Source organism: Gallaecimonas xiamenensis 3-C-1 (genome assembly GCF_000299915.1).
GTDB classification, from domain to species: Bacteria; Pseudomonadota; Gammaproteobacteria; order Enterobacterales; family Gallaecimonadaceae; genus Gallaecimonas; species Gallaecimonas xiamenensis.
Genome location: NZ_AMRI01000021.1, coordinates 43,308 through 62,922, shown reverse-complemented (window position 1 = coordinate 62,922; position 19,615 = coordinate 43,308). Strand labels below are relative to the sequence as shown.

15 protein-coding genes are annotated in these 19,615 nt (G+C 62.2%); 3 read left to right on the top strand and 12 right to left on the bottom strand.

Annotated features, from left to right (window positions below):
• Window positions 1–47 precede the first annotated feature (47 nt).
• Window positions 48–746 (bottom strand): 1-acylglycerol-3-phosphate O-acyltransferase, encoded by a 699-nt coding sequence (locus tag B3C1_RS14245; RefSeq protein ID WP_008485671.1) that lies wholly within the window; start codon window positions 744–746, stop codon window positions 48–50.
• A 77-nt stretch (window positions 747–823) separates the two neighbouring features.
• Window positions 824–1,846, bottom strand: a complete 1,023-nt coding sequence (locus tag B3C1_RS14240; RefSeq protein WP_008485670.1) for a glycosyltransferase family 9 protein — start codon at window positions 1,844–1,846, stop codon at window positions 824–826.
• 54 nt (window positions 1,847–1,900) lie between these two features.
• Between B3C1_RS14240 and B3C1_RS14235 the strand changes: the two genes are divergently transcribed.
• Entirely contained in the window at window positions 1,901–2,650 is a 750-nt protein-coding gene (locus B3C1_RS14235) for a 3-deoxy-D-manno-octulosonic acid kinase (protein ID WP_008485669.1), read from the top strand.
• A 12-nt stretch (window positions 2,651–2,662) separates the two neighbouring features.
• On the opposite strand, the gene parC is transcribed toward B3C1_RS14235, so the two are convergent.
• From parC to nudF, 7 genes are read right to left on the bottom strand one after another with little or no spacing between them, the layout of a single operon-like run.
• Complete coding sequence (gene parC, locus B3C1_RS14230; protein ID WP_008485668.1) at window positions 2,663–4,939, bottom strand: DNA topoisomerase IV subunit A; 2,277 nt, start codon at window positions 4,937–4,939, stop codon at window positions 2,663–2,665.
• A 30-nt stretch (window positions 4,940–4,969) separates the two neighbouring features.
• The gene (locus B3C1_RS14225; RefSeq protein WP_008485667.1) at window positions 4,970–7,018 is read right to left on the bottom strand and encodes a putative bifunctional diguanylate cyclase/phosphodiesterase; all 2,049 of its coding nucleotides are present in this window, start codon (window positions 7,016–7,018) and stop codon (window positions 4,970–4,972) included.
• Window positions 7,015–8,904, bottom strand: coding sequence for a DNA topoisomerase IV subunit B (gene parE, locus B3C1_RS14220; protein ID WP_008485666.1), 1,890 nt, complete (start codon window positions 8,902–8,904; stop codon window positions 7,015–7,017). The genes B3C1_RS14225 and parE overlap by 4 nt, the downstream gene beginning before the upstream one ends.
• 56 nt (window positions 8,905–8,960) lie before the next feature.
• Window positions 8,961–9,533, bottom strand: a complete 573-nt coding sequence (locus B3C1_RS14215; protein ID WP_156804553.1) for a YqiA/YcfP family alpha/beta fold hydrolase — start codon at window positions 9,531–9,533, stop codon at window positions 8,961–8,963.
• On the bottom strand, window positions 9,530–10,318 hold the full coding sequence (gene cpdA, locus B3C1_RS14210) for a 3',5'-cyclic-AMP phosphodiesterase (protein WP_008485663.1): 789 nt from the start codon (window positions 10,316–10,318) through the stop codon (window positions 9,530–9,532). Before cpdA ends, B3C1_RS14215 begins: the two co-directional genes overlap by 4 nt.
• Window positions 10,319–10,329: 11 nt before the next feature.
• Entirely contained in the window at window positions 10,330–10,767 is a 438-nt protein-coding gene (locus B3C1_RS14205; protein ID WP_008485662.1) for a DUF1249 domain-containing protein, read from the bottom strand.
• The gene (gene nudF, locus B3C1_RS14200; RefSeq protein WP_008485660.1) at window positions 10,764–11,375 is read right to left on the bottom strand and encodes an ADP-ribose diphosphatase; all 612 of its coding nucleotides are present in this window, start codon (window positions 11,373–11,375) and stop codon (window positions 10,764–10,766) included. The genes B3C1_RS14205 and nudF overlap by 4 nt, the downstream gene beginning before the upstream one ends.
• Before the next feature lie 185 nt (window positions 11,376–11,560).
• Here nudF and tolC point away from each other — a divergent pair, with 185 nt between their 5' ends.
• Window positions 11,561–12,916: an outer membrane channel protein TolC gene (gene tolC / locus B3C1_RS14195; RefSeq protein WP_008485659.1), complete on the top strand. Its 1,356-nt coding sequence runs from the start codon at window positions 11,561–11,563 to the stop codon at window positions 12,914–12,916.
• A 145-nt stretch (window positions 12,917–13,061) separates the two neighbouring features.
• Here tolC and waaA read toward each other — a convergent pair whose 3' ends face one another.
• A complete protein-coding gene (gene waaA, locus B3C1_RS14190; protein WP_008485658.1) occupies window positions 13,062–14,309 on the bottom strand; it encodes a lipid IV(A) 3-deoxy-D-manno-octulosonic acid transferase in 1,248 nt (415 codons plus the stop codon).
• Window positions 14,306–15,730, bottom strand: a complete 1,425-nt coding sequence (gene hldE / locus B3C1_RS14185; protein ID WP_008485657.1) for a bifunctional D-glycero-beta-D-manno-heptose-7-phosphate kinase/D-glycero-beta-D-manno-heptose 1-phosphate adenylyltransferase HldE — start codon at window positions 15,728–15,730, stop codon at window positions 14,306–14,308. The genes waaA and hldE overlap by 4 nt, the downstream gene beginning before the upstream one ends.
• A 119-nt stretch (window positions 15,731–15,849) precedes the next feature.
• Here hldE and lpxL point away from each other — a divergent pair, with 119 nt between their 5' ends.
• The gene (lpxL, locus tag B3C1_RS14180; protein WP_008485656.1) at window positions 15,850–16,785 is read left to right on the top strand and encodes an LpxL/LpxP family Kdo(2)-lipid IV(A) lauroyl/palmitoleoyl acyltransferase; all 936 of its coding nucleotides are present in this window, start codon (window positions 15,850–15,852) and stop codon (window positions 16,783–16,785) included.
• Here the strand turns inward: lpxL and glnE are convergent.
• The gene (gene glnE / locus B3C1_RS14175; RefSeq protein ID WP_008485654.1) at window positions 16,779–19,604 is read right to left on the bottom strand and encodes a bifunctional [glutamate--ammonia ligase]-adenylyl-L-tyrosine phosphorylase/[glutamate--ammonia-ligase] adenylyltransferase; all 2,826 of its coding nucleotides are present in this window, start codon (window positions 19,602–19,604) and stop codon (window positions 16,779–16,781) included. The genes lpxL and glnE overlap by 7 nt on opposite strands.
• Between the last annotated feature and the right edge of the window lie 11 nt (window positions 19,605–19,615).

The window sequence follows — 19,615 nt, the reverse complement described above, 5'->3', positions numbered from 1 at the left end:
TTGCACGGCTGCGCAACCTTATACTGTTGTCCTAGAGAAATAAAGCCTTAGCCGTTGAGTTCGGCCAGGGCCTGGCTCATCTGCTGGTGGCACTGCTCGGATAGGGCGCGGGCCTGGCCCTTCTCCAGCCCCTGAGTGCTGATGGCAGGCAGGTAACGGACCCGCACCTCGCCGTTGTTCCAGCGGTTGAGGCGGATATTGTCCAGGCTGGACACCACTATGGGCACTATGGGGACACCGGCGGCAATGGCGGTATGGAAAGCCCCTGTTTTAAAAGGCAACAGACCACGGCCGTAGCTGCGGGTACCTTCGGGGAACAGCCACACCGACAGCTTTTCTTCACGGATACGCCGGGCCGCTTCGTCTATGGTGCCCTTGGCCTTGGCCGAGTTCTTGCGGTCGATAAGGATATTGCCGGTCAGCCAATAGAGGGTCCCGAAAAAGGGGATCCACTTAAGGCTCTTCTTGCCGATGGTAACGGTGCGGGGCATTACCGCCTTGGAGGCAGTGAAGAGGTCCCAGCTGTTCTGGTGGTTACCGATAAAGACGGCGGTACCGTTCTGGGCATGCTCCTGCCCTTCCATACGGATACGGATCCCAAGCACCGGGGCGAAAGCCGCGAACAGGTGGGCGAACCGGCACACGTGGTTGGGGTTAAAAGGCCTTAGCAGGCAATAGAGGGAGCCCAGCACGCACACCAGCAGGAAAAACAGGGCGAGCAGCAACAGACGGACAAGAGCAAGCATGGCATTACCTGGCAATGAAGCGGCCAGCATTATAGCGGCTCAGCGGACTAATGCACCTCCGATGAGCGAACAGCTGTTTACCCAAGCAAAATACGCTTGAGTCTGTCTATCACTTCATCCACCCCTATGCCGGCCATCAGATGGTCACCTTTGGCTCTTTTGCCCCAGGGCAGCTGCTGCCAGGGCTTGGCGGTCTGGGCCAGGATATTGGCGTCATAGCGGTTTACCACCAGCTGCAGATGGTTATAGGGGCCGGTGCGGCGCGGGTTGGAATGGGCGTAGAGCCCCACAGTGGGGGTGAACTGGCTGGACGCCATATGGGCAGGGCCGGTGTCCGGCGCCAACACCGCATCGGCCCGTCCCAGCAGGGCCCAGAGGGTTTTCAGGTCGGTCTGGCCGGTGAGGTTGACCAGGGGCTTGTCTGCCGCCGCTTCTATGGCCTGGCCCAAGGCGACCTCCGCTGGGGAGGGGCCACCGCACAGCAGCACCCTGATCCCTTCCTTGGCGGCCCAATCGGCCACTTCGGCGTAGCGATCAGCCAGCCAGGAACGCTGCGCCTTGGAAGCGCTGTGGCAGATCACCAGGCTGGGCTGGCCAGCCGGCAGCAGCTCGGCAGCCTGGTCCTTGGCAGCCTGGGGCAGCGGCAGGGACCAGTTGGGTTTGGGGTCTTCAATGCCCAGGTGGCGGGCAAATTCCAGGAAGTTGTCCAGCACATGCAGGCCCTGGGGCTTGGCGATGCTTTCCCGGGTAAAGAGCCATTGGCCCTCACCGGCGCGGCTGCGGTCAAAGCCGATGCGCCGCTCTGCCTTGATGCCCAGGCTCAGCACCGAGGCCCGCAGGGCTATCTGCATGTGCAGCAAGGCCTCGAAGCGGCGGCCTTTGAGCTGTTGCCAAACCGCCTTCATGCCCTGATACCCGGCTTTCTTGTCAAACACCACCAGCTCCACCCCATCGAGGCCAGCCATCAGCTGCGCCTCCGCCTTACCCAGCACCCAGGTGATGACACAATCAGGCCAGCGCCCCTTGATGACATTGACCAAAGCCAAGGCGTGGCAGACGTCGCCAATGGCGGACAGGCGCAGGATACAGATGGACTTCATGGTGGCTCCGAGGCAAGAGGCGGTCATTATGCAGGGCTAACTTGCTGATGTACAATGGCCGCCCCAGCATTCGAGGCCAGCATGGACAACCAGCATCAATTCTGGAGCCGTCGCCATTTCCTGTTGCACAATCCACGGCTCCTGCCCCAGGTGGGGCCGGACGAATTCAGCCCCCGTTACTGGCAGGACAGGGACGCCGTCACCGGCGTCAGCCATGGCCGTGGCACCACCTATTTCGTGCGTCAGGGCCAGGCCCAGTGGGTGCTGCGCCACTACCGCCGGGGCGGCCTGGTAGGCAAGCTGATTAAAGACAGCTATCTCTACACCGGCATCGAAAAAACCCGGCCGGTGGCCGAGTTCCGGCTGCTGGCCAAGCTCCATCAGCAAGGCCTGCCGGTGCCAAGGCCGGTGGCGGTGCACGTGCAGCGGCTGGGGCTGCGTTACCGGGGGGATATCCTTATCGAGCGGCTGCCTGCAGCGAGGGATCTGGTGGCCTGGCTCAGCCAGCAACCCCTTACCGACCACCAGTGGCAGGCCATTGGCGCCCTGGTGCGCCGCTTCCATGACGCCGGTGTCTACCATGCCGACCTCAACAGCCATAACATCCTGATGGCCGAGGACGGCAAGCTGTGGCTCATCGACTTTGACCGGGGCACCCTCAAGGCCGACGGGGTCTGGAAGGAAGACAACCTGGCCCGGCTGCTGCGCTCTTTTAACAAGGAAAAGGCCAAACTACCCCAGTTCCATTGGCAACAGGACCAACACTGGCCGCTGTTGATGGCCGGTTATGAAAAAGGCGCCTGACGGCGCCTTTTCTTATTCTTCTTCGCTGCTGCTGGCAGCCCCGCTTTCCACTTCCACCGAATCCACCCGTTGCAGGCCACGGGGCAGCTTGGCGCCACGGCGGCCCCGCTCTCCGATGTAATGCTCCAGGTCGGCCGGTTTCAGGGTCAGCTTGCGCTTGCCGGCATAGGCCACCAGGCTGTCGCCGGGTTGCAGTATCACCAGTTGGCGCAGCACTTCTTCACGGCTGGCAGCGCGGGCGCTGGGAATGGAGATGATCTTGTTGCCCTTGCCCTTGGCCAGGGCCGGCAGGTCAGCCAGGGGGAACAGCAACATGCGCCCTTCGTTGGTGATGGCCAGCACCTGCTTGCCCTCCCCGGCTGGCACCTTGATGGGGGGCAGCAGCTTGGCACCGGTGGGCAGGGTCACCAGAGTCTTACCGTTCTTCTGGCGGCTGACCATGTCGCTGAACTTGCAGATAAAGCCGTAACCGGCGTCGGAGGCCAGCAGGTACAGATCCTGCTCTTCGCCCAGCAGCACCTGGTCGAAGGTTTCCCCGGCCACCAGGTTAAAACGGGTGGTAAGGGGTTCGCCCTGGGAACGGGCCGACGGCAGGGCGAAGGCGTCGCAGGCAAAGCTGCGCCCGGAGCTGTCCATAAAGACCACCGGCTGGTTGCTCTTGCCGCGCGCTGCCGCCTTGAAGCCGTCGCCGGATTTGTAACTCAGGTTCTCCGGCTCGATATCGTGGCCCTTGGCGGTACGGGCCCAGCCATTGGTGGACAGCACCACTGTTACCGCTTCGGTGGGCATCAGTTCCTTTTCGGTCAAGGCCTTGGCTTCGGCCCGCACCACCAGGGGGGAGCGGCGCTCGTCGCCATAGGTCTTGGCGTCGGCTTCCAGTTCCTTTTTGATCAAGGCCTTGAGGGCCTTGTCGGAGCCCAGCAGGCGGTTGAGCTCGTCCCGCTCTTTGGCCAGTTCGTCCTGCTCGCCACGAATTTTCATCTCTTCGAGCTTGGCCAGGTGGCGCAGTTTCAGCTCAAGGATGGCTTCGGCCTGTTTTTCCGAGAGGCCAAAGCGGGCCATCAGCGCCGGCTTGGGCTCGTCTTCGGTGCGGATAATGTGGATGACTTCGTCGATATTGAGGAAAGCAATCAACAAACCGGCCAGCACGTGCAGGCGGGCTTCCACTTTGTCCAGGCGATATTGCAGGCGGCGGGTCACCACATTGGTGCGGTATTGCAGCCACTCGCTCAGCATCAGGTTCAGGGGTTTGACCTGGGGCCGGCCGTCCAGGCCGATGACGTTGAGGTTGACCCGAAAACTCTTTTCCAAATCGGTAGTGGCAAAGAGGTGCGCCATCAAGGCGTCGATGTCCACCCGGTTGGACTTGGGCACTATCACCAGCCGCACCGGGTTTTCATGGTCGGACTCGTCGCGAAGGTCCGAGACCATAGGCAGCTTCTTGGCCTGCATCTGGGCGGCGATTTGCTCGAGGATCTTACCGGAGCTGGCCTGGTGCGGCAGGGCGGAGATCACCACTTCACCGTCGGCCACCTCGTACTTGGCGCGCATCTTGACGCTGCCACGGCCGGTTTCGTAGATCTTCAGTAGATCGCTGGCCGGGGTGATGATTTCGGCCTCGGTGGGGTAGTCGGGACCGGGCACGTACTGCATCAGGTCCGGCACCGTTGCCTGGGGGTGCGCCAGCAGGTGCACACAGGCGGCGGTCAGCTCCCGCACGTTATGGGGGGGAATGTCGGTGGCCATACCCACGGCGATGCCGGTGGTGCCGTTGATCAGCACATGGGGCAGACGGGCCGGCAGCACTGCCGGTTCGTCCAGGGTGCCGTCGAAGTTGGGTACCCAGTCCACCGTGCCCTGCCCAAGTTCAGACAGCAGCACCTCGGAGAACTTGGCCAGCCGCGACTCGGTGTAACGCATGGCGGCGAAGGATTTGGGGTCGTCCGGCGCGCCCCAGTTGCCCTGGCCGTCTACCAGCGGGTAGCGGTAGGAGAAGGGCTGGGCCATCAGCACCATGGCTTCGTAGCAGGCGCTGTCGCCGTGGGGGTGGTATTTACCCAGCACGTCACCGACGGTACGGGCCGACTTCTTATACTTGGCCGTCGCGCTCAGGCCCAGCTCGCTCATGGCGTAGACGATGCGCCGCTGCACTGGCTTGAGGCCGTCACCCAGGTGCGGCAGGGCGCGGTCCTGGATAACGTACATGGAGTAGTTCAGGTACGCCGATTCGGTGAAACGGCGCAGGGGCATCTGTTCGATACCGTCGAGGCTAGCTGCGATTTCGTCCATGGGCCTTATCTTGGTTTATCAATCAGTTATTCAGGCTACGGCCATATCAGGCCATAGGGTTTGTGCCGGTTGCGGCTTGCCGAACAGGTAGCCCTGCATGTAGCTGACCTGCAGTATGTCCAGCAGCTCCGCCACTTCTTCGTCTTCGACGAATTCGGCAATGGTGCGGTAGCCAAACTGGCTGGCGATATCCACCAGGGCCCGCACGAAGATGGAGTCGGCATGCTGGCTGGCCAGGCCCCGGATAAAGGAGCCGTCGATCTTGATGAAGTCCACCGGCAAGGTTTTCAGGGTATGGAAAGACGAATAGCCGACCCCGAAGTCGTCCAGGGCGAAGTGGCAGCCCAGCATCTTGAGCTGCTGGATAGAACGGCGGGCCTGGTCCAGGTTGGTCAGGGCTGCCGTTTCGGTGATCTCGATGATAAGACGCCGGGCCAGCTCCGACTTACTTTGCAGCTCGTGGGCTATCTGGGCAATGGCGTCCAGCTCCCCGAAGGTCTTGGGAGACAGGTTGACCGAGAAGCGCACCAGCTTGTCTACCGGCAGCTTGTCCATCAGGTCCAGCAGCTTTCTAAACACCCACAGATCCAGCTCGGTGGTACGGCCGGTCTGTTCGGCGGCGCGGATAAACTCCACCGGCGACACCCAGGCGCCGTCCCGGTCACGGGCCCGAAGCAGGGTCTCGTAATGGGCGACCTCCCGGCTTTCGGTGTCCACTATGGGCTGGAAGTAGAGGCAGAGGTTACTGGTATTGATGCCATGCTTGGACTTTTCCAGCCAGTACAGATGCTTGCCCAGTTCCTGGTCGCTTTCCTGGGTCAGGGCCCGCACATAACGGTTCTTGCCCTGCTCCTTGGCCTTGTACATGGCCATGTCGACCCTGGCCATCACATCATCGATGTCTTCACCGTCTTCTGGAAGCCTGGCCAGGCCAATGGACACCGAAGGGGAATGGAGCTGGCCGCCACCGCTGACCCGCACTTCCCGAAGGGCATGGTAAAGCCGTTCCAGCAACGACTCTTCACCCCCCAGGCTCAGCCCAGGCACCAGCACCGCAAACTCGTCGCCGCCAAAGCGGGCCACGCAGGCGTTGTCGGGCATCAGCTGCTGCAGCACCTTGGCCACCCGCACCAAGAGGCGGTCACCCACCTTGTGGCCGGCCACATCGTTGACGAACTTGAAGTTGTCCAAGTCCATAAACAGCAGGCTTACCACCTGCTGGCGTTTAAGCAGTTCTTGCAGTTCCAGTTCGAACTGGCGGCGGTTGACCAGGCCGGTCAACACGTCATGACTGGCCAACCATTGCAGTTCACCGGCCCGCTTCTGATGCTGGCAGTCCATGGACTCGAGCTGCAAGGACATCTCTTCCAGGCGCTGGGCCAGCAGGGTCGGTTCGTCCAGCAGCTTCTGGTGGCGGCCTATGGTGCGCAGCCTGGCCCGAAAGCCCTCGTAGGCGCCCTTGGCCAGCAAAGGTACGGCGTCGCTGATGGCAGTGAGGCGCTCCAGGGGGCGGCGCAGCAGCAGGTAGAAGATAAAGAGGCAAACCACCAGGCCGCCCAGGCCAAAGACCAGGGTGCTGACCAGAGCCTGGTTCTTGTCGGCCAGCATGTTGCGCCCGTCCAACTGTGCCATCAGCACCTTGCCGTCATCCTCAAAGAGGCTGACCAGCCACAGCCCACCCAGGTCACATTGGCCTTCGCTGAGGCAATGGGCCCGGATCTTGGGCTGGGTCTCGCCGCTGGCGGCCAGCAGCCGATTACCGGCCCTTTCCACCACCAGTACATCCGCCTGCAAAAGGCGGCTGAGGGCTTGCAGGTCCAGGTCGTTACCTGCGCTTTGCAGCCGGCATTGGCTTTCGCCACAGAGCAGGGTCCAGGGGCTCAGGGTGCGCTGTTGGAGCAGCTCGGCACTGAACACCTGCTTGCGATAAAGGGTGGTGCGTTCCCGGACCCCGTCATAAACCTTGTTGACGCTGCCCTGGTTGATAGCCACAAAAGCAGAGAACACCAGCAGCAACAGGCAGAAGAAAGGCACCAGCAGCTGCCAGCGCAGGCTGAGTACAGCCCGGGTGCTCTTCACGCCAGCTCCGCCTGGTGGCCGTTGGCTTCCAGCCATTCCTTGCGGTCGCCGGAACGCTTCTTGGCCAGCAGCATGTCCATCAGGGCCAGGGTCTGCTCGGCATCATCCACGGTCAGTTGCACCAGGCGGCGGGTGGCCGGGTCCATGGTGGTTTCGCGCAGTTGCAGGGGGTTCATCTCGCCCAGACCCTTAAAGCGGGTAACCTGGGGCTTGCCACGGCGGCCTTCGGCCACCAACCGGTCGAGGATGCCCTGTTTCTCCTGCTCGTCCAGGGCGTAGTAAACGTCCTTGCCGAGATCGATACGGAACAGCGGCGGCATGGCCACGTAGATGTGGCCATGCTCCACCAGCACCCGGAAATGGCGCAGGAACAGGGCGCACAGCAAGGTGGCGATGTGCAGGCCGTCGGAGTCGGCGTCGGCGAGGATACAAATCTTGCCGTAACGCAGGCCGTCCAGGGCTTCGGAGTCCGGATCCATGCCGATGGCCACGGAAATGTCGTGTACTTCCTGGCTGCCGAGGATCTCCCCGGAGTCCACTTCCCAGGTGTTGAGAATTTTACCGCGCAGGGGCATCACCGCCTGGAAGTCACGGTCACGGGCCTGCTTGGCGCTGCCGCCGGCCGAGTCCCCTTCTACCAGGAACAGCTCGGTGCGGGCCGGGTCGTCGCTGGTACAGTCGGTAAGCTTGCCGGGCAGGGCCGGCCCGGAGGTGACCTTCTTACGGGCTACCTTCTTGGCGCTGCGGGTGCGGCGCTGGGCGTTGGCGATAAAGTGCTCCGCCAGCATCTCGGCCACTTCGGTGTGGCTGTTGAGCCAGAGGCTGAAGGTGTCCTTGACCACGCCGGATACGAAACTGGCGCATTGGCGCGACGACAGCCGTTCCTTGGTCTGGCCGGCAAATTGCGGGTCTTGCATCTTGACGCTGAGCACGAAGGCGCAGCGCTCCCAGATGTCTTCAGGGGTCAGCTTCAGGCCACGGGGCAGCAGGTTGCGAAATTCACAGAATTCGCGCATGGCCTCCAGCAGGCCCTGGCGCAGGCCGTTGACGTGGGTACCGCCCTGGGCGGTGGGAATAAGGTTGACGTAGGATTCCTGAATCAGGTCGCCACCTTCGTGCAGCCAGAGCACGGCCCAGTCCACCGCTTCGGTCTGGGCGGCAAAGGCGCCCACAAAGGGGCCCTCTGGCAGCTTGGGCCAATCGGCCACGGCATCCGCCAGGTAGTCTTCCAGGCCACGCTCGAAGTGCCATTCGTGCACTTCCTTGTTGACCTTGTCTTCAAACTTGATGGTAAGCCCAGGACAGAGTACCGCCTTGGCCTTGAGGATGTGCTTGAGGCGGCCCACCGAGAAACGGGGGGAGTCAAAATAGCTGGCGTCGGGCCAGAACCTTACCCGGGTACCGGTATTGCGTTTGCCGACGCCGCCCACCACCGTCAGATCTTCGACCTTGGCACCGTGTTCGAAGGCGATGCTGTATTCCTGGCCATCCCGCTTGATCCCCACTTCCACCCGGGTGGACAGGGCGTTGACCACGGAGATCCCCACCCCGTGCAGGCCGCCGGAGAACTGGTAGTTCTTGCTGGAGAACTTACCGCCAGCGTGCAGCTTGCAAAGGATCAGCTCGACCCCAGGCACCCCTTTTTCAGGATGGATATCCACGGGCATGCCCCGGCCGTCGTCGATGACTTCCAGGGATTGGTCTTCATGGAGTATCACTTCCACCTTGCTGGCATGGCCCGCCAGGGCTTCGTCAACCGAGTTATCGATGACTTCCTGACCCAGGTGATTGGGCCTGGTGGTGTCGGTGTACATGCCGGGGCGGCGTTTGACAGGCTCCAGGCCTTCCAGGACTTCCAGGTCTTGCGAGGTGTACTGAGTGCTCATGACGGGGCTTATCAAGAATGGTTAGAGGCAATGGTCAGCCATAGCCGGAAATGTTGTCAATAAAAGTCTAAAAAAGCCGGGACTTGCGGCAGATACTTGGCTAAATCGGTGAAAGCGTGGTCGCCGCCGGCGTCAATAGTGAGCCGGGCGCCTTGGTAATGGTCACGCGCCTGGCGCCAGTCCAGCACTTCATCCCCTTGTTTCTGCAATACCCAAAAGCGACCCGGCTTAGCCAGGGGTTGAATATAGAGGGCCTGGAGCTGGGCCATGTGTTCGGCGCGCACTTCAAAATGCTCCCCGGTATAGGGGTTCACCTGGGGCCCCAGGTAATCGGCCAGCAGCTCGAAGGGGCGCACCGCCGGGTTGACCAGCACCGCCTTGAGGTCGTGCTTCTCTGCCAGGCAGGTGGCGTAAAAGCCGCCGAGGGAACTGCCCATCAACGCCTTGGGGCCGGAGTGGGCCTGGATGTCGGCCTCCAACATGGCTATGGCCTCGGCCGGGGCAAAATGCAGGGCCGGCAGCACCAGCTCCACCTGGGGATGGTAGCGGGCCAGGAAGTCCTTGACCAGCAAGGCCTTGGCCGAGCCGGGGGACGAATTAAAGCCGTGCAGGTAGTACAGGCGCATCAATAACCGCTGGCATTGGCATCGGGTTGGAACTGGCCCTGGGCCAGCCGCACCACCCGGGTGTCGATACGGCCGTTCGGCAGCAAGGCCAGGTAACGGCCGCCAGGGCTTTGGGCATCAACGGCAAAGTCGTGGCTGTGGGGCTTGAACTGCACGCAGGTGGAAGGGGTAGCCAGCAGCCGGACCCCGTCCACCTCTTGGTCCACCTCCTGGTGGATATGGCCAAACAGCACCGCCTTAGCCTTGGGATAGGCCGCCAGCCGCGCCATCAGTGCCTGGCCGTTTTTCAACTGGTGATGGTCCAGCCAAGTGGACTGGCAGGGCAAGGGATGGTGGTGCAGCACCACCAGGGTGTGCAGGTCGGCGCTGGCCCAGCGTTCAACCCAGGCCAGCTCTTCTTCGGCTAGCCAGCCGCTGACCTTGCCCGGATCGTGGGAGTTGAGTAACAACACCTGCCAATGTTTGTTATGCAAACGTTTCACTGGCGGCCCGAAAGCCTGGGCCATGGCGGCCGGGTCGTCGTGGTTGCCGGCCACCCAATACCAGGGCTTAGCTCCCAGGTGGCCTTTGAGCTTGAGATAGGTGTCGAGCTTGTGGTCCTGGGCCAGGTCACCGGTGAGCAACCAAGCGTCGGCCGGCACGTCGACCAGGGCCTCGGCGGCGGTGAAACTCTGCCAGGTGGGAATGCCCATCAGGGCGCCGTTATCGTCGTGAAACAGATGGGGATCAGTCAGAACCCAAAAGCTCAGAACGTCCTTTTCAGTGGGATCCAGGGTCTGCAAGCTCAAACAGGGGGCCTCTACAACAAGGTGCCAAGCAAATCCGAACTGCTCCTTCCTTCTTTGAGACAGAGCTTGAGCCAGTCAGTGAGGAACAGGTTCACCTGCATTTTTTCATCAGGCTGATGCATCTTATCATTGGGGTAGGCATAGCGTGGCGCCAGCCTTGAAAAGTGCTGGCTTGCGCACACTTCCGCCATTCGTACATCGTGGTAGAGGCGCACCATCATCAGGGCCTTGAGGTACTGGGGCATCAGCCCCTGCTGCTCGATGGAAATGGTGGAGGTATAGGGAAAGTCTTCGTCCAGGCGCAACCGAAAGCGCTGGCCCTTGCCCACCAGGTAGGAAACGCTGTCCCCCACCTCGCTCAGGCGCTTGGCCAGTTTCATCAAGGCCGCGTAGTTCTGCTCGCAGGTGCTGTGCAGGGCACGCAGGCTGGGACGATAGGGCTTTCTCATTGCCATTGGTGGCGCAATACCTCGTGATTCAGGGCCAACCACTGCAAACCTATGACAGTGGCGGCGTTGTCAATCTGGCCGGCGGCCAGCATGGCCAGGGCCTGGTCACGGCTGACCGGGTAGACGGCGATGTCTTCCCCTTCTTCGTCCAGGCCATGGATACCGCTGGCCTGGGTGGCGTCCACCTCTACAGCATAGATATGAAGGCGCTCGGTGGTGCCGCCGGGAGACGCCAGGTAGTTGAGCACCGGCAACACCCGTCCTACCGCCAGTCCCGCTTCCTCGGCCGTTTCCCGCACCGCCACTTCTTGCGGGCTCTCCCCTTGTTCTATGATCCCGGCTACCAGCTCGTAGAGCCAAGGATCGGGACTGGTGGCCAGAGCGCCGACCCGAAACTGGCGCAGCAACACCACTTGATCGGTTTTGGGATCGTACGGCAGGGCGACAGCGGCATGACCGCGTTCGAAAATTTCCCGGGTCAACCAGGGGCTCCAGCCGCCGTCGAACTTGCGGTGGCGAAGCACAAAGCGCACCATTTTGAAAAACCCCTGATATAAAGGCGTTTTTTCCTTGATTTCCACATCGGATGCGGAGAAATTTTCCTTCATGTACCACTCCCTGCCGGCAAGGGCTGCCAGCCTAACAAAACACTGCGCTGCCCGCTTCGGGTAACAATGTGTTACCCGCCGCCGTGCTGAATTTATAATCTGTTACACTTGCGACTTGATGTGAAATCAGTCCGTTATTTACTGTTCCAGCCATTGTCGCCGTTGCGGACACAAGGAAACAACGAATGAAGCGTACCCTTTTGAGTCTACTGGTAAGCGCCGGTTTCATCGCCCAGGCGCAGGCCGTCGACCTCGTGGAAGTTTACCAGCAGGCCCTGCAGCACGATCCCGTGTTGCAACAAGCCGATGCCCAACGCAAAGTGGCCATGTCTGGCGTGGATATCCGCAGGGCAGATTTTCTGCCGCAGCTGACCGGTCAGCTGGGTTACCAGTTCAACATGTATGAACAGTACAACCAAACCACCGACAGCGTTCTGGAAGGCAACAGCAAGGGCTGGAACGCCACCCTGAGCCTGCAACAGCAGATCTTCAACTACGGCACCTGGGTACAGATGGACCAGGCCGAGAAGAGCGCTTCCCAGGCCGAGATCAGCTATGGCGCGTCCCGCCAGGATCTGATCAGTCGTGTCGCCCAAGCCTACTTCGGCGTGCTCCAGGCCCAGGACACCCTGGCCTTCCGCCAGGCCGAAAAACGTGCCATCGAGCGCCAGTTGGAGCAAACCAAGCAACGCTTCGCCGTGGGTTTGACCGCCATCACCGACGTTCACGAAGCCCAGGCCCAGTATGACGCCGCCGTAGCCAACGAGATCACCGCCCAGAATGACCTGGACAATAGCTACGAAGGCCTGACCCAGATCACCGGCGTCAGCTACACCGACCTGTCCGTGCTCAACACCAACAAATTCGACCCTTCACTGCCCCAAGGGGCTGTCAAGGATTGGGTGAAGCGCGCCGAGGAGAATAACCTCAACCTGCAAGCCCAACGGGTCAGCGTCGAAATCTCCCGTGACGACATCAAGGTTGCCCAGTCCGGCCACTACCCCACAGTGAACCTGACCGGCAGCTACAGCATGGAAGATACCACCCTTGAGCCCGATAACGCCCCTGACATCAACCAGCCTACCCTGGACAATGCCAGCATAGGTATTGGCGTCAGCGTGCCGATCTTCTCCGGTTTCCGTACCTCCAGCCAGGTTGAGCAGGCCCAGAGCCAGTTCCTGATCAGCAGCCAGGAGCTGGAGCGCATCTACCGTGATGTGGTGCGTACCGTGCGCAACACCTACAACAACGTCCGCGCCAGCCAGTCTTCGGTCAAGGCCTACGAGCAGTCCGTTATCTCCAGCCAGTCTGCCCTGGAAGCCACCGAAGCCGGTTTTGAAGTGGGCACCCGCACCATAGTGGACGTGCTGAACGCCAACCGTCAGCTCTATCAAGCCAAGCAGCAGCTGGCCCAAGCCCGCTATAACTTCATCCTGAGCAACCTGGCCCTGAAACAGGCCGACGGTAGCCTGGCTGACAGCGATGTGGAAATGATCAACAAGGTGCTGATGCCCGCCGCCCAGGCCCCCAAGCCCGAGTAAGCGCGCTCTTGGCACAAAAAGCCCCCGCCAGGGGGCTTTTTTATTGGCCGTGGAAAACCCACTGCTCCCGGCAAGCCTTGCCGTCAGGGGATTACCCAATAAAAAGGGTTGCCACTCAGCAACCCTTTTTTATTCCATCCAAGCCTTATTGGCCGTTTAACACCGCCAGGCTGCGGGCTATGGCCCCTTGGTTGCTGGCCAGCACCTTAAGGCCGGCCTGGCCGGCGCTCTGGCGGGCTGAGTCGTCCTCAAAGAGGGCGACAAGGGCGGCGGGCAGTTGCTGGGCCGTCACCACCTGGCAGTTACCGGCAGCCACCAGGGCGTCGGTAATGTCCTGGAAATTAAAGTAGATGGGGCCGGTCAGGGTCGGCAGGGCGCAGGCGGCAGGTTCCAACAGGTTATGGCCGCCGACATTGACGAAAGAGCCCCCCACCAGGGCCAGGTCGCTGGCGGCCATCAGGGTCAACATCTCCCCCATGGTGTCGGCCAGGTAAACGGCGGTGTCCGCCGCCACTGGCTGCTGGCTGGCACGGCGGGCAAAGGCCCAGCCCTGGCGCTCCAACAGCTTGGCCACTTCGTCAAAGCGCTGGGGGTGGCGGGGCACCAGCAGCAGCAAGGCATTGGGGTGGCGCTCCCTCAGGGCCTTGTGGGCCGCCAGCATCAGGGTGTCTTCCCCCTGGTGGGTGGAGGCGGCTATCCACACCGGCCTGTCACCAAAACCCTGGCGTAGAATCCTGCCCTGCTGGCGCTGTTCCGCGCTCACCTCGATATCGAACTTCACCGAGCCGGTAACGGTCAGCTTGGCAGGATCCAGGCCCAATTGGCGATAGCGATCCGCCTCTTCGGCGGTCTGCACCAACACCTGGCCCAGGCGCTGCATCAGCTTGGCCGACAACCCCTTGAAACGCCGGTAGCGGCGGGCAGATGAGGCGGACAGCCGGCCATTGACCAAGGACACCTGGGTGCCCCTTTTGGCACAAAAGGCCAGCCAGTTGGGCCACAGCTCGGTTTCCATGATCCACAGCCGCTTGGGCTGAATGCGGCAAAAAAAAAGCCAGACACAGGGCCAGAAATCGTAAGGGGCGTAGACATGGCAGAGCTGGTCGCCAAAGGCGGCCTTAAGCCGGTCATAACCGGTGCGGGAACTGCTGGTGAGCAGCAGCTTGGCGTCGGGGTGCTGGGCCCGCCAGGTCTTAAGAAGGGGGATGGCCGCCATGGCCTCCCCCACGCTGACCGCGTGGACCCACAGATCCACCTCCCCCAGCCTGGGCACCAGGCCAAAGTGCTCCCCGGCCCGGCCCTGAAAGTCGGGCTTGCGCCCCGGCCAATAGAGCCAGAGCAGCAGCACCGGGAAGGTAAGGGTCAGCACCAGGTTGTAGAGAAAGCGGCTCATTTGGTCTTGATGCGGTTGATGATGGCGGTGGTGGACACCCCGTCTTCAAACCCCAGTACCCGCACTTCGCCGCCATTGGCGATGACTTCACTGCCGCCGGCGATATCTTCCGGCTTGTAGTCGCCGCCTTTGACCAGCAAGTCCGGCAGCACCTTGGCGATCAATCGTTGGGGAGTGTCTTCGCTAAAGCTCACCACCCAGTCCACGGCCCCCAGGGCCGCCAGCACCGCCATGCGCCGCTCCAGGTTGTTGACCGGGCGGCCGTCACCCTTGAGGCGGCGCACCGAGTCGTCGTCGTTGACCGCGACGATAAGGCGCTGGCCCAGGGCCCTGGCCTGTTGCAGGTAGCTGACATGGCCGGCGTGGAGGATGTCGAAGCAGCCATTGGTCATCACCACCTTTTCGCCCCGCTGCTGGGCGTCCCGTACCGCCAGCACCAGTTGGTCTTCACTAAGGGCACCCAGGCCCTGTTCCTTATCCTGGCCAAGGGCGCCGCTCAGCTCGACGGTGCTGACGGTGCTGGTGCCCAGCTTGCCCACCACTATGCCGGCGGCGATATTGGCCATGGCACAGGCCTCTGCCAGGCTGCTGCCGGCGGCCAGGCTGGAGGCCAGGGTGGAGATGACGGTGTCACCGGCGCCGGTCACGTCGAACACTTCCTTGGCGGTGGCGGGCAGGTGCAAAGGCGCCTTGCCCTTCTCCAGCAAGGTCATACCGTGCTCGGAGCGGGTCACCAGCAACGCTTCGAAGTCGAACTGTTCAATCAGCCCCAGGCCGCGCTGCACCAGGCTGTCTTCGTCCGGGCAATGGCCCACTACCGCCTCGAATTCGCTGAGGTTGGGGGTGAGCAGGGTAGCGCCTTTATAGCGGGCAAAGTCGGTGCCTTTGGGGTCCACCAGCACCGGCTTGCCGGCCAGGCGGGCCAGGGCAATCAGGGCCGGCACGTCGGCCAGGGCGCCTTTGGCGTAATCAGACAACACCACCACGCCGCTTTCGGCCAGGGCCGATTCGAAAGGAGTGCGCAGCAACTGGGCATCGCCTTCGGCGAAGGGTTCTTCAAAGTCCATGCGCAGCAGTTGCTGGTGGCGGGACAACACCCGCAACTTGGTGATGGTGGGGTGGGTGGCGACCGCCTGCAGGTTGTTCTTGATGCCCACCGAGGCCAGGGTCTGGCCCAGGGTCTGGGCCGGCTCGTCGATGCCCACCAGGCCCAGCAGTTCTACTTGGCCACCCAGGGCAGCCACGTTAAGGGCCACGTTGGCGGCGCCGCCCGGCCTGTCTTCGCGCTGTTCCACCTTGACCACGGGCACCGGTGCCTCGGGGGAGATCCTCTTGGTGGAACCATGCCAGTAGCGGTCCAACATGACGTCGCCAACCACCAGCACCTTGGCCTTGTCGAAGGCCGGCAAATTCAGTTTCATCGAGGGCTTCTTTCCTTTCACTCAGATGGGTGGATATTACCATAGGCAAAAGCGCCCTTCGCAGCCCCTGGCTTTAGGGTAAACTGGCGGCCAATCGGCAATTACAAGGAGATGAGTCCTTGGCTATCCAGAAAATCGAAGCGCCCCGTTTCCGTTTGGCGCTGCTCCACCCCCGTTATTGGCTGACCTGGCTGGGGGTGATACTGATGTACGGCCTGTCCTGGCTGCCCTATCGCTGGCAGCTGGGACTGGGCAAAGCCCTGGGGCGCACCCTGGGTAAACTTTTGAAAAGCCGCGCTAAAATTGCCAAGCGCAACCTGGAACTGTGCTTTCCCGAGAAAAGCCAGGCCGAGCGTGACGCCCTGCTGATCGCCAACTTCGAAGCCACAGGTGTGGCCATGCTGGAAACCGGCATGGCCTGGTGGTGGCCCCAGTGGCGGGTGAAAAAGCACATGCAGGTGGAGAATTTTCACCACATCAAGGAAGTGCTGGACCAGGGCCAAGGAGTGATCCTGATGGCCATGCATTTTGTGACCCTGGAGATAGGGGCGCGGATGTTCGGCATGCTGCAACCCGGTGTTGGCTTTTACCGCCCCCATAACAACGCCCTGATGGAATACCTGCAATACCATGGCCGGGTCCGTTCCAACAAATACCTGGTGGACAAACGGGACGTGCGGGGCATGGTGCAGGCGCTGCGGGAAGGTGAGGCGGTCTGGTATGCCCCGGACCAGGACTATGGCCGCCGCCGCGCCGTATTCGTGCCCTTCTTCGAGGTGCCGGACGCCGCCACCGTCACCGCCACCTCCATGTTTGCCAAGCAGGGCCGCGCCAAGGTGGTGCCCTTTGTGCAAACCCGTCTGGCCGACGGTTCCGGCTACAAGCTGAGCTTCTTCCCGCCCCTCAAGACCCTGCCCAGCGGCGACGACCTGCAGGACACCAAGCTGGTCAACCAAATCGTGGCCCGGGAAATTCGTAAGCAGCCGGAGCAATACATGTGGGTGCACCGGCGCTTTAAGACCCGCCCCAATGAGTCGGATCCTTCCTACTACTGAGATCCCAAGGTCTTATCCCAGAGCGCGCCCACCAGGGCGCGTTCTGCCATAAAGGCATCGACCGCCGCCAGGTTGGAGCCTTCATCCAGGCTTTGGCGATGCAGCTGCTGGCGAAGGGCCACATAGGCCCCTTTGAGGGCTTCTGCGTCGTCGGCCAGGATATGACCGGCGCTAGCCAAGGCGTCCAGCTGGCGGATATTGTCGCTATATTGCAGCAATGCCGGGTCCCGGCAGGCCAGCAGCCAGTACTGCACCAAAAACTCGATGTCGGTGATGCCGCCCCTACCCTGCTTCAAATCGAATTGCCGATGGCTGGATTTGTCCAGGTGGGCGCGCATCTTGTCACGCATGGCACGCACTTCCTGGCGCAACTGTGACTGGTCCCGCTCCCGGCACAGGGCCTTTAAACGAATGGCCCTGAAGCGCTCACGCATATTTTGGGGCCCCAGCACCGGCCTGGCCCGCACCAGGGCCTGGTGCTCCCAAAGCCAGGCTTCCTGTTGCTGGTACTGGGCAAAGCTGTCCAGGGGGGTGACCAGCAGCCCCGATGCGCCGGAGGGGCGCAGCCGCATGTCGATGTCGTAGAGCACACCGCTTAAGGTGCGGGTGGCCAGCCAATGGGTCAGGCGCTGCACTAATTTCAGGAAGAACTCCCGGGTGCCGATGGGGCGCTCACCATCGGTTTGGGCACTGGCTTGGGCCTCATCCAAGTCGGTAAGGAACACCAGGTCCAGATCCGAGCTATAGCCCAGCTCCAATCCCCCCAATTTGCCGTAGGCCACCACCAATAGCCCAGGCTGGTAAGGGTCCAGCCCCGGGGGATTGCCGTGTCGGCGGGCCACGTCCTGCCAGGCCAGGGGCAGGCAGGCGGCCAGCACCGTTTCGGCCAAGCAGGTTAAGTGGTCACTCACTTTCATCAAGGGCAGCACCCCGGTGACGTCGGCGGCGGCAATGCGTAGGGTCTGGGCCGCCTTGAATTGGCGCAGGGCCTCCATCTGTCCTTCCACGTCACCCGGTTCGATGCGCAGCATAAAACGGCGCAGCTCCCCTTCGTAGGCGTCCAGGGGCGGCGGCGAATAGAGGTGGCGCGGGTCTATCAGCTCGTCGAGCAAAATTGGCATCTGAGTCAGGCGTTCGCTGATAAAGGCCGAGGCCCCCATCAGGTTCACCAGTTGGCGGCGGGCCCCGGGGTTTTCCAGCAGCAGCTCCAAATAGACGGTGCGGCTGGCTATTTGTTCTAGCAACCTTGCCAGCCTGGCCAGGGTGCGCACCGGGTGGTCGTCGTCCTTGAGGGCCAGCAGCAGGTAAGGCAGCAGCTTGTCCAACTGGCGCCGGCCCCGCTCCCCCATGGAGCGGCGGGCCAACTGCTGGCGAAGGGCCACCAGGGCCGGGGCCAGGGTCTCGGCCAATTGCGCTTCGGCCAGCAGCGCCGCCACTTCCTCTTCGGACCAGTCCGCCAGCATCAGGGTGCGCAGGGCCTGGGGCAGGTCGTCTTCGGTGGGGCCTTCGTCTATCACTTCCCGGAACAGCTTATGGATAAAGGCCTGGTGCCCTTCCAGGGCCGCCTGGAAAGCGCTGTAGCCGCCAAAGCCCTGCATGGCCGCCAGCCTGGCCCGGTTCAAGGGGTCGGCCGGCAGGGTCTGGGTCTGTTCGTCGGCTATGGCCTGCAGGTTGTTCTCCGCCACCCGCAAAAACAGGTAGCTGGCCCTGAGCTGCTCGGCCTCGTCACTGCTCATAACCCCCAGGCCCGGCAGCATGGCCAGGGCCGCCAGCAGGGACGGGGTACGCAGGGCCGGCTCCCGGCCGCCACGGATCAACTGGAATACCTGCACCAGGAATTCCACTTCGCGGATCCCCCCCGGCCCCAGCTTGATGTTGTCTTTAAGGCCCCGACGGCGCACTTCGGCCTCGATAAGCCGTTTCATGTCCCGCAGGGAATTGATAGCCGAGTAATCCAGGTAGCGCCGGTACACAAAGGGCCGCAGTAATTGCTCAAGCTCCGCTTCATAGCCGAAGCCGCCCCCCATCAGCCGGCCCTTGACCATGGCATAGCGCTCCCACTCCCGGCCCTGGGACTGGTAGTAATCTTCCAGGGCCGAGAAGGACAGCACCAGGGGCCCGGCATCGCCAAAGGGGCGCAGCCGCATGTCCACCCGGTAGACGAAGCCGTCCTCGCTGACGGCGTCCAGCACCTGGATCAGCTTTTGCCCAAGGCGTACGAAAAACTCGTGGTTATCCAGTTCCTTACGGCCACCCCTGGTTTCGCCGCTGCGGGGATACATAAAGATAAGGTCGATGTCGGAAGAAAAGTTAAGCTCGCCGCCCCCCAGCTTGCCCATGCCCATCACCAGCAGCGGCACCGCTTGGCCTTCACTATCGGTGGGGGTGCCCCTGAGGCTGGCCTGCTGGGCGTAGAGCCAGTCGCGGGCGCAGGCGATAAGGCCTTCGGCCAGGGCCGACAGGCAAAAGAGCCGGTCCGGCTCGTCGATGTCACCAAGGGCCCCCAAAAACGCCAGGGCCGCCAATTGCCGGTGGCGGAACTGGCGAAGCCGGCTCATCAGCGCCGCCTCGGTGCTGATATCGCCCAGGTCCGGCTGCCAAGGACCCTGGGTCAGGCTGGCGGTATGGCAGGCCAGCAGCCAGGGTAGCCAATCGGGGTGGCGCTGCAACTGAGCCAACAGGAAGTCGGAACAGGCCAAGGCCTGGCGCAGGCGCTCGGTGTCTTCGGCCTTGAGGCCGTCAAGACAATGGGGATGACGCTCTAAAAGGCTGGCCAGGGCCTTGTCGGCCTGGTGCACCAGCAGGGACTGGGTGGACATATTATGTCGAT